The sequence below is a fragment of the Streptomyces prasinopilosus genome (assembly GCF_001419695.1).
Classification (GTDB): domain Bacteria; phylum Actinomycetota; class Actinomycetes; order Streptomycetales; family Streptomycetaceae; genus Streptomyces; species Streptomyces prasinopilosus.
The window spans coordinates 1-13103 of record NZ_LIRG01000168.1; the positions used below are offsets into that span (position 1 = coordinate 1).

Below are 13103 nucleotides of genomic sequence, written 5' to 3' on the forward strand. Positions count from 1 at the left end.
TATATCCCAGGTCACGCCGGGCGTTCTGGAACCTTCCCGAAGCCTCTCCGTCCGGCGTGACCTGGGATATACCCTTTGGTGCCCGGTTGCGCGTAGCCTGACCGGCTGTTCCCGCACACAGCATTGTGATGAGGACACGTCACGTCGATCGTTCAGGAGACCCATGCGCCCCCGGATACCCTCCCCCTCCCGGATGCCCTCGCTCCCGCCCGTCGCTCTGGCGGGCGGTGCGCTGACCGTCGGCATCGGCGGCCTGTACCTCGCCGGGCTGCTGCTCACCGGCGGTGAGATCGAGGCGGGCACCACGGTGCGCGGCGTGGACATCGGGGGCCTGACCCGCGAGGAGGCCTCCCGGAAGCTGGAGCGGCACCTGGCGGCGGCCGGCCCGCGGAAGCTGGCCGTGCAGGTCGGCGAGCGCAAGGGCGTGGTCGATCCGCGACAGGCGGGGCTCGCCTTCGACGTCCGGGAAACCCTTGACCGGGCGGCGTCCACCGGCGCCGATCCGGTCAGCGTGATCGGCGGGCTGTTCCGCTCGGACGGTGGTGACATCGAGCCGGTCGTGCGGATCAACGAGGGCAAGGCCCGTACCGCCCTCGGCGGGCTGGCGAAGACGCTCGACGAGAAGGTGCGCGACGGCGCCGTCTCCTTCGCCGGCGGCAAGGTCGAGCAGACCGCCCCGCGCACCGGCTACGCGCTGGACGTCGATGCCGCGATCGGCGCCCTGCGCACTCCTTTCCTGCGCGGTGCGGCGGACGCGGTCACGGTGCTGCCCGCACGTGAGAGCAGGCCGAAGGTCACGGCGGAGGAGGTGCGGCGGGCGGTGCGCGAGTTCGCGCGGCCGGCGATGTCGGCACCGGTCACGCTCACCGCGGAAGACCAGCGGTTCACGCTCCCCCCGGCCGTGCTGGGCGAGTACCTGACGATGCGGCCGGACGACACCGGCAGGCTCACACCGGACCTCGACAGCACGGGCCTGCGCGCGGCCCCCACGGTGGCCGGCGCCCTGAACGGCCTTCCCACCACACCCCGAAACGCCCGGCTGGGGCTCGAGGGCGACAGGGTCGTGGTGACCGCCGATGCCAGGCCCGGCGTGGAGGTCACCGACAAGGCCCTGGGCAAGGCCGTCCTGCCTCTGCTCACCAGGTCGGGCACCGCCCGCACCGGCGAGGTGGACACGCGGCGGATCCAGCCGGAGATCACCCGTGAGAGCGCGGCACGCCTGGGCCTGACCGAGAAGGTGTCCTCCTTCACCGTCGGTTTCGAACCGGCCGCCTACCGCTCGACGAACATCGGCCGGGCCGTGGACCTCATCAACGGCTCCGTCGTCATGCCGGACGAGACCTGGAGCTTCAACCGGACCGTCGGCGAGCGCACCCGGGCCAACGGCTTCGTCGACGGCATCATGATCCTCGACGACCAGTACACCAAGGCGCCCGGCGGCGGCGTCTCCGCCGTGGCCACCACGGTCTTCAACGCGATGTTCTTCGCCGGGGTCAAGCCCGTCGAGTACGGCGCCCACTCCTTCTACATCGAGCGCTACCCCGAGGGCCGCGAGGCGACCGTCGCCTGGGGCAGCCTGGACCTGAAGTTCACCAACGACTCCGGCAAGGCCCTCTACCTCCTGGCCGAGTCCACCGACACCTCGGTGACCATCACCTTCCTCGGCACGAAGAAGTACGACGAGATCACGTCGGTCAAGGGACCGCGCACCGACACCCGGCAGCCGGCCAAGCGGGTGAGCACCGACGAGGGATGCGTGCCGCAGACCCCGCTCGAGGGCTTCGACGTCACTGTGGAGCGGGTCTTCCGTGACGGCGGCCGGGAAGTGAAGCGGGAACCGTTCCGCACGCACTACACCCCGCGCGACGAGGTCATCTGCGAAGAGGCGCCGGACAGGCGTCAGCCCTGAGAGACGCAACCCCGTCGACCCGCCCGGCGTGCCCTCTTCCCGGGCCTCGCCCGCCTGGACTCCCCCGGCCGGCAGGCCGGGCGGCGTGGCGCAGACACCGCCCAGCACGGCCACACGGTCCCTCGGTGCGTCGGTGCGTCGGTGCGTCGGTGCGTCGGGCTGTGCGACATCCCACGGGTTCGTCCTGGCCTTCCTCTCCCCTTGGCACGGCTCAGCCCGGCAGACGGGAGCGATGGATCCCCCTGGGTCATGCCGGGCTTCGGTGTTCCTGAAGCGCCGTCATGCCCCAGTGCAGGTGAGCAGGTCGAGGGCGACGAGGCGCCTGGTCACGTCTTCCGGTGTGGGGACTGCCACCACCTGGATGGTGTGCGGGGCAAACCACCGACCGGGCCTCGACGTGGACCGTTCTCAACGGCTCATGCCGACTGTACGCACTGCACAGCAGCTCCTCCTGGAGCGAGGGGGAATTGCGCGACGCGGTCCACGACCCGGCCAATCACGGCGGGCCCTCCCCCAGCCCTCCACCCGGGCCCCGGCGTCGGGCGGCAGGCCGATGACGCGTACGAGGGACCCCTGGACCCGGCCACGGTCGGCGGGCTCCTGGCTCGGCCATCGAGGGCGAAGACGACCGTTTGCGCCCCCTCGGCTGGACGGACGGCCGATCTCGCCCCACGGCGCGGAGGGCGGGCATAGGGTTTCGGTCCATGAATGTAAACGCAGACCCCGGAGCCCCCGAGGCCAAAGACGTGTACGAGATCGGGCCCCTGACGTACCGCCAGGGGTACGTGATCGTGTGGAAGGAACTGCATGGGCAGAGGGAGGACGCGCTCATGCACGACCGCGCGATCGTCGGTGTGTACACCGGCACTCCGGATCGCCGGGCCGAGGGCGACCAACTGTTCCGGGCCTGGGTGAACGCCGACGAGCTTCCCTCGGTCCTGGCCCACTGGGCCACCGTCCTGCGCTGAGGGGGGCCGGGCGCCCCTCGGTCCCCGATGCGGGGTACGGCCGGCACCCGGTAGGACGCGGGGCGGCATGATGGACGGGCCGACCCGTTGCGGCGGCTTGCGAAAACGGTCGATCCGGGCGTGGCTGGGGTCGTAGGATCAAGTGATCTCGTGGGGGTGGTCATGCTCAGGCGGCGTACGGGCCCACCGACGCTCGAGGAGGTGGCCGCGCTCGCCGGTGTGGGGCGGAGCACCGTCTCCCGCGTCATCAACGACGCGGCGGGCGTGAAGGACACGACGCGCCGTGCCGTGCAGCGCGCCATCGCGGAACTGGGGTACGTCCCCAACCTGGCGGCCCGTACGCTGGCGGGCCGGCGTGCCGACGCGGTCGCGCTGGTCATGACGGAGCCGGACTGGCGGCAGTTCGGTGAACCCTTCTTCTCGGAGATCGTGCGGTCCGTCGGTGACGCGCTGACCGAGACCGAGGTGCAGTTGCTGCTCACCTTGGTGCGCACGAACGCCGAGCGGCAGCGTCTCGTGGAGTACGCGCGCGGCGGCCGGGTCGACGGCGTCATGCTGATGTCCGTGCACGCCGAGGACGCGCTGCCCGACATGCTGGCCGAAGTGGGCCTGCCCACCGTCCTGCTGGGGCGGCGCTCCGGGGACGAGAGCGTGACCTACGTCGACGCCGACAACGTCGGCGGGGCCCGCAGCGCCGTGGCGCATCTGCTGGATACCGGCCGCCGCGCGGTCGCGACCATCACCGGACCGTCCGACATGTACGTGGCCCAGTGCCGGCTGCGTGGCTACCGGGAGGCGCTGGAGCGGGCGGGTGTCGAGGGCAGGCCGTCCTGGACCGTCGAGGGCGACTTCTCCGCGGACAGCGGGCACCGCGCGATGGCCGAACTCATCGAGCGTGCCCCGGAGATCGACGGGGTGTTCGCCGCGTCGGACACCATGGCCGCGGGCGCGTTGAATGCCCTGCGCGCGGCGGGGCGGCGGGTGCCGGACGACGTCGCGGTGATCGGCTTCGACGACTTTCCGCTCGCGCAGCACACCGATCCGAAGCTGACGACGGTGCGTCAGCCGCTGGAGGAGATCGGGCACACGATGGTACGGCTGCTTCTGGAGGAGATGGAGGAGCCGACGGTGGCCTGGCGGCACGTCATCCTCCGCACGGAGCTGGTGGTGCGCGGCTCCGCCTGACGGCCCGCCGCCCCGGCCCGGCGGGCACGCCCCCGGTGCACGTCGAATGTTTCGGGAGCGCTCCCGGCGTTCGGAGTACGAGGGGATCACCCCTCTGAGCAGCGCCTTCGAAACGCGTTCGACGGGTTGCCGCGCACAGGGTTGTCAGGGACATGGACGCCTTCTACAGTCCCTTTCCGGAACACCTTTGGGAGCGCTCCCATCACGGGGGAAGCGGGAGCGCTCCCGCCGGTAACCCCGCACACCCTTCCGGAGAGGCCCCCACATGCCACGGTTACGGCACCACACCCGCACGATGCGCACCGTGTCGGCCGCGCTCCTCACCGCTCTCGCCGCTCTGGCGGCGCTGCTGACCGCGACCGCACCGGCCCAGGCCGACACCACGATCTGCGAACAGTACGGATCGACCGTCATCCAGGGGCGCTACGTCGTCCAGAACAACCGCTGGGGCACCAGCGCCACCCAGTGCGTCACCGCCACGGACACCGGCTTCCGGGTCGCCCAGGCCGACGGCTCGGTGCCGACCAACGGCGCGCCGAAGTCCTACCCGTCGGTCTTCAACGGCTGCCACTACACCAACTGCTCGCCGGGCACCGCCCTCCCCGCCCGCATCAGCGGCATCGCGAACGCCCCCACCAGCATCTCGTACGGCTACGTCGACAACGCCGTGTACAACGCCTCGTACGACATCTGGCTGGACCCGACGCCCCGGACCGACGGGGTGAACCGGACCGAGATCATGATCTGGTTCAACAAGGTGGGGCAGATCCAGCCGATCGGCTCGCAGGTCGGCACGGCCACCGTGGCCGGGCGCACCTGGCAGGTGTGGTCCGGCGGCAACGGCACCAACGACGTGCTGTCGTTCGTCGCGCCGTCGGCGATCAGCAGCTGGAGCTTCGACGTGATGGACTTCGTCCGGGCGACGGTGGCGCGCGGACTGGCGGGCAACGACTGGTACCTGACGAGCATTCAGGCCGGTTTCGAGCCCTGGCAGAACGGCGCGGGACTCGCCGTGCACTCGTTCTCGTCCACCGTGAACACGGGCGGTGGCTCGAATCCGGGGGACCCCGGCGCCCCGGCCGCCTGCACGGTGTCGTACGCCACGAATGTCTGGCCGGGCGGCTTCACCGCGAACGTCACCGTCACCAACAACGGTCCGGCCGCCGTCGAGGGCTGGCAGCTCGCCTTCACCCTGCCCTCCGGGCAGCGCATCGGCAACGCCTGGAACGCGTCCGTCGCCCCCTCCTCGGGTGCGGTCACGGCGACCGCACCGGCCGGCAACACGCGTATCGCCGCCGGAGGGAGCCAGAGCTTCGGCTTCCAGGGCAGCTACAGCGGCGCCTTCGCACAGCCCGACGCCTTCCGGCTGAACGGCACCGCCTGCCGGACCGCGTGAGGGCGGGGCGGGCCGCACTCCGCCCCGTCCCCTCGCTCCGGGGCCCGCTCTTCCCTCCCTGCGCCGACAGGGCGGGCCCCGGGCGCACCGCACGGGGCGGCCGGCGACAGCCGCACACCGCCGCCCGGGCCTGACCGCGCCGCGAACGGCCGCGCCGAGGGCCGGTGCCGACGCACCGGCCGCCCGGCCGGTCCCGTTCCGCCGCGGGACGGTCCCTCCGAGCCCCCCGCCCGTCCGGTTGGCGCCCTCCCCGGCCGGGCGGGGGTTCCACCCCTCGCACCGCCCATGAAGAACTCGGCATCGGGACAGGAGACTCCATGGTTCTGAGAAGCAGACTGGTCTCTCTGGCAGCGGTACTGGCGACCCTCCTCGGAGGGCTCGGGCTCAGTTTCCTCTGGCAGAAGGACGCGCAGGCGCACGGCGTGGCGATGATGCCCGGTTCGCGCACCTATCTCTGTCAGCTGGACGCCGTCACCGGCACCGGCTCACTCGACCCGACCAACCCCGCCTGCCGGGCCGCGCTGAACCAGAGCGGCGCGTCGGCCCTGTACAACTGGTTCGCCGTCCTGGACTCCCGGGCCGCCGGGCGCGGCCCGGGTTACGTGCCGGACGGTACGCTGTGCAGCGCCGGTGACCGCTCGCCGTACGACTTCTCCGGCTACAACGCGGCCCGCTCCGACTGGCCCCGCACGCACCTGACGTCCGGATCGACGGTCAAGGTGCAGTACAGCAACTGGGCCGCGCACCCGGGTGACTTCCGGGTCTACATCACCAAGCCCGGCTGGTCGCCCACGTCCCAGCTGGGCTGGAACGACCTGGAGCTGATCCAGACCGTCACCGACCCGCCCCAGCAGGGCTCCCCGGGTGCCAACGGGGGCCATTACTACTGGAACCTGAAGCTGCCCTCCGGCCGCTCCGGTGACGCGCTGATCTTCATGCAGTGGGTGCGTTCGGACAGCCAGGAGAACTTCTTCTCCTGCTCCGACGTCGTCTTCGACGGGGGCAATGGCGAGGTGACCGGCATCCGGGGCTCGGGCAGTACGCCGCCCCCGGACCCGGACCCGACCGACCCGCCCCACACGGGTGAGTGCATGGCCGTCTACAACGTGGTGAACTCCTGGAACGGCGGTTTCCAGGGCTCCGTCGAGGTGATGAACCACGGGACCTCGCCGCTCAACGGCTGGGCCGTGCAGTGGAAGCCCGGTCCCGGGACCACGATCGGCAGTGCCTGGAACGGCTCCCTCACCACCGGATCCGACGGCACGGTGACGGTACGCAACGCCGCTCACAACCGGGTGGTCAATCCCGACGGAAGTGTGACGTTCGGCTTCACGGCCACGTCGTCGGGCAACAACTTCCCGGTGGGCACGATCGGTTGTGTGAATCCATAACGACCGCCCCGCCAGGCGCGCCGCCCGCCCCGCCTCCACCGCGGGGCGGGCGGCGCACCGTGTGGACCGTCACGAGACTTCGAGGTCACCCGCTCCTTCGCTGCCGGGATTCCGTGAGCCGGAGTGTCATCGCCCATACGGCCGGGCCGCCGCCGCTGTCGGTGCAGCTCGTGACGTGGAAGCCGTGCCGTTCGTACAGGCGGACGTTGCGGGCGTCGGATGTCTCGAGTCTCACCTCTTGTGCGCCACGCCGGCTCACGTCACGGAGGGCGTGCGCGATGAGCGCGCTGCCGAGCCCTCTGCCTTGATGGCTCGGACGCACGCCGAGTGTTTCCAAGGTCCACGCTCCCGGGGCGGGCTGGGAACCGGTGAGGCGGCCGATTCTTTCACCGTGCAGGGCGATGATCTGTTCCATGGTCGATTCGCTCGGCTCGGCCGCATCCGGCGGCAGCAACGCGGCTGCACCGGCGTGCTCCCGCGTCACGAGGACGACGCCGTGCCGGAGGGCGTGACGGAGGTACAGACGTTGCAGCTCACGGAGCCGCTTGGCGTAGTCGTCCTCCGGGATCACCCACCTGGTCCATGGATAGTCCATGAACGCGACGGTGAGCGTTTCTTCGGCAGGGGCAAGGTCCTCGATGGTCGCGAGGCGTGCATCGGCTTTCACGGCAACTCTTTCATGACTGTTCAACGGTGTTCTCGTGTCCTCGGGTTCCGAAGGCGATGATCTCTCCAAGCGCCTCCCCATGACGGTTGAATACTCGGCCACCCTCATCGGTGACGCCCACCCAGGTCCGGTTCCGTCACGTCCCGAGACCCGCCTCACAGTGCAGTCGCAGTTGCTGTGACCGGTGATCCGGCCGGTCGTCGTGCCGGTCACGGTGGGGGCGTCACGGTTGACGAAGTCCATGCCGGGCGGGCGGGCCGGATGTGCCGGCACGCCCGGGCTGCCCGTACCGTCTCGGGCCACCTTCCAGCGGCTCCTCCACCAGCTCGACGGTTCCGCCGGACGGGGATGATCCTTTGGAGTGGACGCCCTGACACGGGACTTCGTCTCCGCCCACCACGCCGACTTCGGCGTCCAGCGGATCTGCCGGGCGCGCGGGACGTCCCGCGCCGGCCACCACCGGTACCTGGCCACCCGGCAGGCCCGCGTCGAGCGCTCGGCCGAGGAGGAGCGGACGGCGATCGCGGCAGGACCGCACCTTCCGCGCCGGACCTGACGATGCGCGACCCTCGGCGGCATCCCCCGCCCGGCCACCTCACACCAGCCGGGTTCCAACGGCAACTGATCACCTCACGTACGCTGTCACCCGTCGCACGAAACCCGGTCCCCACCCCCCGGGATCGACCTCACTCCCCTCTTGCCCGACCGGAGAGACCCGGTGCCCGGAGGCTGCGGGGCTGGGAGGAACTGGCGCGCTACCGGCTCGACGAAGGACCACCATGACAACCGACGTACCTCCGCCCGGGGCGGAGGAAGACGCTTTCTGGCAGGAACGACGGATCTGCTTCCTGGCCACCCACCGCCCGGACGGCAGTCCGCATCTCGTCCCCGTGGGCGTCACCTTCGATCCCGAGGCCGGCATCGCACGCGTCATCAGCAGCGCCGGCAGCAAGAAGGTCCGCAACGTCCGGGCGGCCGGACCCGGCGCGACGGTCGCGGTCAGCCAGGTCGAGGGGCGCCGCTGGTGCACCCTCGAAGGCACCGCGCTGGTCAAGGACGACCCGGAGTCCGTCGCCGAGGCCGAACGGCGCTACGCCGAACGCTACCGGCCGCCCCGCCCCAATCCCGAGCGCGTGGTCATCGAGATCACCGTGACCCGTGTGATGGGCACAGTGCGGCCGCCCGGCTGGTGACGTGCCTCGGCCGCGCTCACCGACGACAAGGGCCGACCGCTGTGGGGCTCGACGCCCGGTCCGGACGTGCCTCGGAGATCACCGCCCGGTGGCACGGCGGACCCACCGCCCGCCTCCGCACGGCCGAGCACGGCTTGTCGGCGGCCTGCTCGGTCAAGCCACGCCGGCGGGGCAGGGTCACTGTGCTTCTCCCCTCAGGGGGCACCACCGCCGGCGCGACGACGTCGGAGCAACTGGTCATGACCGGGGCGAACCTACCCGCTGCGAGGGCCTGTTCCAGGGCGGTCGAGCCGGGAAACGCGCCGGGCTCGCGGACCGGGACCTCCAGGTGATGAAGCTCGCAGCCACGCAGCGTCACGGAGACCACGTGGGTTCCCGAAGCCCGATCGCCGGTCACCGGGAAGTCATGTGCGGCGTGGTACGGCTCCGTCCTGCCAACGGTAGAGGTCGCGCAGTAGGGAGATCTCGGCGCCGTGATGGATCAGCTCCCTGTTGACGTGCAGGACGATGCCCTCCATGGGAAACCGCTCGGGACCCACCGCGGGCGGATTCTCCAGGTCGGCGTCCGAGAGCCCGCGGACCCCCGCGTTCCATCTCCCGTACGTCTCGTCGAGCTGTTTCAGCGCCTCGTCAGCGGCCCCCGCGTAGGCGAACGTCCGGAAGTCGACGTCCTGGCCGCCGAAGTGCCATCCGACCCGATAGCCCAGGCAGGAGACGATGATGTGCGCTAGCCGCCAGGCGATCGTGGTCACCGGCGCCGGCACCGGGTCAGGGGACGCGGAGTCCATCGTCCATTCCCCCGAACCCGCCGACATCGGTGCGGCCGACGTGCCACGTGGGCGGATGCTCCAGCAACCGCGCACCGGCTCCCAGAAGTACTCCTCATCGGCAAGACCCTACAGCCGCGGCCGCAGGTTCTTGTGCCAGTGCCGGTCCAGCTGGTCCGCGAGTCGCTCGCTTCTCGTCATCTCCGCACGCTACCTGCAGCGGAGACCCGGCTGCGTCCCTCGCGGACGCCGTCGCCGGCCGTGGACCGCGAGGGCGTACCGCACCGGGAGGTGACGCTGAGGGCTGATGTGCCCTTCGGGCCGCGCCACCGCGAGCGGCCGTCTGACACCGACAACCCGGCTGGCTGGGCGGGGTGCGACGACCCGGATGCGACAGTCTCGACCGCCGGCATGACGGACGGCCGGGATCGCGGACTCCCGCCCGAGAGCAGCATGGGTGTCCCGAGCGGATGCCACGCCAGAGCCTCCGACCTGCATGCCCGAAGAGGGCGAGGACTCAATGATCCAGATCCGAGCGGACGGCACCCTCGCCGATCAGCCGGATCGGCATCGAGGAGCGGTCGGTGCGGACCGGGACGGGACGGGACACCGCCCGGCGTCCGCAGCGCGTGGGCGCGGCCTTCGCGGAAGGCTTCCTGGCCGCAGGAGGCGGACACCCGGTGGACGGCCCTGCCCGAGTACGAGAGCCGGGGCGTCACCTCTCGTGCGGTGACACCCCACGGCAGCGATGCTCCACGGATCCCTCACCTCCAGGACAGTGGACCGAGGCCCCGGAACAGCCAATGACCAGCATCAACACATCCAGGCCTCGTTGTCCCCCCACCCCACCGTCCCGAAACCGGGAGACCGCACGGCGCACACCGGCGCAGCCCGTCGACCCGCTCGGTCAGTGCGGTGGGGAAAAGCGCAGGCCTGCGGTGACAAGCTTGCGGACGGCGATCACGGCGGCGGCCGTCACCACGGCGTCCCAGCTCGTCCCACCCGCCAGCCGCAGCAAACCCGCCGCGATGAGGAAGTCCAGCAGGACGGCCAGTGCGGGCATCAGCCGCCGTGCCGCCGCGAACACCACCGCGGCGGCGACGAGCCCGAAAGCGGTGGCGGCGAGGGCGGCCAGGTGCAGGAGGGCGGTCACGCCGGCCCCTCCGGGGCACGGGAGCCGTCCACCTCCTTGCGGTGCTCGCGCTCGATCTCGGCGCGCTCCTCGGCGATCTCCCGGCCGAGGAAGTAGTTCAGGGCGGTCCGGATCGCGGCGATCGCGGCGAGCTGCCCGATCTCGGTGAAGCTCGGCGCGATGGCGGTGCGCAGCACATCCCCGGCGAGCTGGAACTCCAGGCCCAGCGCCAGGAACCGGCCCAGGGAGAGCCGGATCCGGTTGAACTGGCGGCCCACGCCGCCGCGGATTCCCGCACGGAGGAAACGGCCGAACGCCCAGGCGGCCCCCACGAAGATGATCAGGGCCCCGGCTGCCTCCACCAGTCTCACCAGCAGGTCCACCACGTCCCGGAGCATGGACTCGGGCAGTACTTCCACCGACAAGGAAACGTTCACGAGCGGCCGGGTACCCCCACCCGGCCGGCACCCACTGGAGACCGGCCGGGCCCGCGTCGTCCGAGCGGGACCCGCCCCGCAGACCCTGCTGCCACCCGGTCACGCGGCAGCCCCGTCTCCCCCGCCGGCGGGGCTGTCCCGTGCCACTGCCCGGTACGGTGCGCCGTTCGGGTGCATGTGCCGCTGGTTCGCGGTGCGGCTCCGTCCCCGGTGTTACGTTCCTCGCCCGTGGGCTCAGGTGATGCTCGTCCGTCGCCGTTCCGGGGACGGAGGGCGGTGCCGGAACCGGCGTTCCGCCACCGGTGGACACCGAGACCACCACGAACCCCAGTCGGACACGAGGGTGGATCCCGTGCTCAAAGTCAGCGTCGTCGTCCCCGTCTACAACGCGGGCTCCTACATCGACAAGTGCGCGCCGAGCCTGCTCGGACAGAGCATCGGCCGCGACGCCTACGAGGTCGTGTACGTCGACGACGGCTCGACCGACGACTCGGCCGAACGCCTGGACCGGCTCGCGACCCTGCACCCCCACGTGCGGGTGCACCACCAGGAGAACTCCGGCTGGCCGGGGAAGCCGAGAAACGTCGGGGTGCGGCTGAGCCGGGGCGAGTACGTCCAGTTCGTCGACCAGGACGACGAACTGGGCCACGAGGCGCTCGAACGGCTCTACGACCTGGGCAGACGCAACGGATCGGACATCGTCCTCGGCAAACCGGCGGGCACCATGGCACGGCCCAGCAATGTCTTCGCCCGCACGGTCGCCCGCTGCACCGTGGGCGACCACCCGCTGTTCGAGAGCCTGACGCCCCACAAGATGTTCCGCCGCGCATTCCTCCTGGACAACGGCATCAGGTTCCCGGAGGGCCGGTGCCGGCTCGAGGACCAGATGTTCATGGCGCACGCGTACGCGGTGGCGCGGTGCGTCTCGGTCCTGGGCGACTACCCCTGCTACTACTGGATGCGCCGGGAGGACGGCGGGAACACCAGCAGCAGGCGGCTCGTCGTCGACGAGTACTTCGGCTGGCTGCGCAAGGTCGTGCAGACCGTCAAGGCGCACACCCCGCCCGGCACGGTGCAGGACGCGATGCTCCGCCGGACCTACCGGGTGGAGATCCTCCGCCACGTGAGCGAGCCCTACGTGCTGAGCGGCCACGGTCAGGTCCAGGAGCGGTTCGAGACGGTACGGCGGCTGGTGCTCGAGGAGTTCCCGCCGTCCGTCCGGGAAGGGTTTCCGGCGGTGACGCGGCTGCGGGCCCGTCTGCTGGAGGAGGGCCGCCTCGACGCCCTGTCGCTGCTGGCCCGCCGGGTCAGCCAGGTGAGGCCCCTCGCGGAACTCGGCCGGCCCCGCTGGCACGACGGCGCGCTCACCGCCCCGGTGCGGATGCACCTGACCCACCAGGACGGCAGGGCGGTGTCCCTCCTGGAGCGCGGGGGGCGCCTGGTGCTCGATCCGGCGCTGACCGAGGGGATCGCCGGAGCCGAGGAGTGGGCGGCCGGCGATCACCTGACCGCCGCCTACGGGGAGATCCGGCTCTCCCACCGCGGACAGAACGTCGGCTGGTTCCCCGCGTCGGACCTCACCGTGCGGCTCGAGAACGGCCGAGGCGGTCGGCGACGACCCGTGGTGGCCGGGACGATGCGGATCGACCCGCTCACCGCGGCCGGCGGCGGTCCCCTGGACCGTGGCGTCCACGACGTGTCCGCGTACTTCCAGGTCCTCGGCGTCGGCCGGAGCGTGGCGCTGCGGGGGGACGTGGCGAGCCGGCCCCTGGGCGGGCGGGCCGTGCGGCTCGGGGCGCCTTCGCACACGGTCATCCCGTACTGGACCGCCGGCTGCCAGCTGGCGCTCGACGTCGGCGAGTTCTACCACCGTCTGGACGCGGTTCCGCGGCGGGCGGGGCTGCGGGAGCTGATCCGCGTCCCGGCACACATGCGGGGGCCGCTCGCGAAGGCCCTGCACCGGGTGCGCCGGTGAGGCGCCGAAAGGGTGCGGGCGGGCCGCCGGCGGCGAGCCGGAGATTGGGGCGGCGCCCGGTGACGAGCGGGACGACGTGACGA

Annotated in this window: 11 protein-coding genes and 1 pseudogene; 8 read left to right on the forward strand and 4 right to left on the reverse strand. The window is 71.5% G+C overall.

From position 1 onward, the window contains the following. Positions 1–163 precede the first annotated feature (163 nt). The 5 genes from AOK18_RS08550 (at position 164) to AOK18_RS08570 (ending at position 6849) form a co-directional block, all read left to right on the forward strand. Positions 164–1909, forward strand: coding sequence for a VanW family protein (locus AOK18_RS08550; RefSeq protein ID WP_055693906.1), 1746 nt, complete (start codon positions 164–166; stop codon positions 1907–1909). 704 nt (positions 1910–2613) lie between these two features. Beyond that, positions 2614–2877, forward strand: coding sequence for a hypothetical protein (locus AOK18_RS08555; protein WP_139058464.1), 264 nt, complete (start codon positions 2614–2616; stop codon positions 2875–2877). 162 nt (positions 2878–3039) lie between these two features. Further along, positions 3040–4062, forward strand: a complete 1023-nt coding sequence (locus AOK18_RS08560; RefSeq protein WP_055693918.1) for a LacI family DNA-binding transcriptional regulator — start codon at positions 3040–3042, stop codon at positions 4060–4062. Positions 4063–4327: 265 nt separating this feature from the next. Next, positions 4328–5458, forward strand: coding sequence for a glycoside hydrolase family 12 protein (locus tag AOK18_RS08565; RefSeq protein ID WP_055693907.1), 1131 nt, complete (start codon positions 4328–4330; stop codon positions 5456–5458). 317 nt (positions 5459–5775) lie between these two features. Then, on the forward strand, positions 5776–6849 hold the full coding sequence (locus AOK18_RS08570) for a lytic polysaccharide monooxygenase auxiliary activity family 9 protein (protein ID WP_055573994.1): 1074 nt from the start codon (positions 5776–5778) through the stop codon (positions 6847–6849). A gap of 85 nt (positions 6850–6934) precedes the next feature. Here AOK18_RS08570 and AOK18_RS08575 read toward each other — a convergent pair whose 3' ends face one another. Next, positions 6935–7516: a GNAT family N-acetyltransferase gene (locus AOK18_RS08575; protein WP_055573993.1), complete on the reverse strand. Its 582-nt coding sequence runs from the start codon at positions 7514–7516 to the stop codon at positions 6935–6937. Positions 7517–7877: 361 nt separating this feature from the next. On the opposite strand from AOK18_RS08575, the gene AOK18_RS08580 reads away from it, so the two are divergent. Both AOK18_RS08580 and AOK18_RS08585 read left to right on the forward strand, forming a co-directional pair. Next, entirely contained in the window at positions 7878–8072 is a 195-nt protein-coding gene (locus tag AOK18_RS08580) for a hypothetical protein (protein ID WP_055693908.1), read from the forward strand. 223 nt (positions 8073–8295) lie between these two features. After that, positions 8296–8709: a pyridoxamine 5'-phosphate oxidase family protein gene (locus AOK18_RS08585; protein WP_055573991.1), complete on the forward strand. Its 414-nt coding sequence runs from the start codon at positions 8296–8298 to the stop codon at positions 8707–8709. Positions 8710–9113: 404 nt separating this feature from the next. Here the strand turns inward: AOK18_RS08585 and AOK18_RS08590 are convergent. The 3 genes and pseudogenes from AOK18_RS08590 to AOK18_RS08600 all read right to left on the reverse strand — a co-directional run bounded on the left by AOK18_RS08590 (position 9114) and on the right by AOK18_RS08600 (position 11006). Continuing rightward, positions 9114–9677: pseudogene (locus AOK18_RS08590) on the reverse strand (DinB family protein). Between the two features lie 706 nt (positions 9678–10383). After that, positions 10384–10629, reverse strand: coding sequence for a hypothetical protein (locus AOK18_RS08595; protein WP_055693909.1), 246 nt, complete (start codon positions 10627–10629; stop codon positions 10384–10386). Beyond that, a complete protein-coding gene (locus tag AOK18_RS08600; protein WP_055573989.1) occupies positions 10626–11006 on the reverse strand; it encodes a DUF1622 domain-containing protein in 381 nt (126 codons plus the stop codon). The genes AOK18_RS08595 and AOK18_RS08600 overlap by 4 nt, the downstream gene beginning before the upstream one ends. Before the next feature lie 391 nt (positions 11007–11397). Here AOK18_RS08600 and AOK18_RS08605 point away from each other — a divergent pair, with 391 nt between their 5' ends. Next, positions 11398–13020, forward strand: coding sequence for a glycosyltransferase family A protein (locus tag AOK18_RS08605; RefSeq protein WP_055573999.1), 1623 nt, complete (start codon positions 11398–11400; stop codon positions 13018–13020). Positions 13021–13103: the final 83 nt, after the last annotated feature.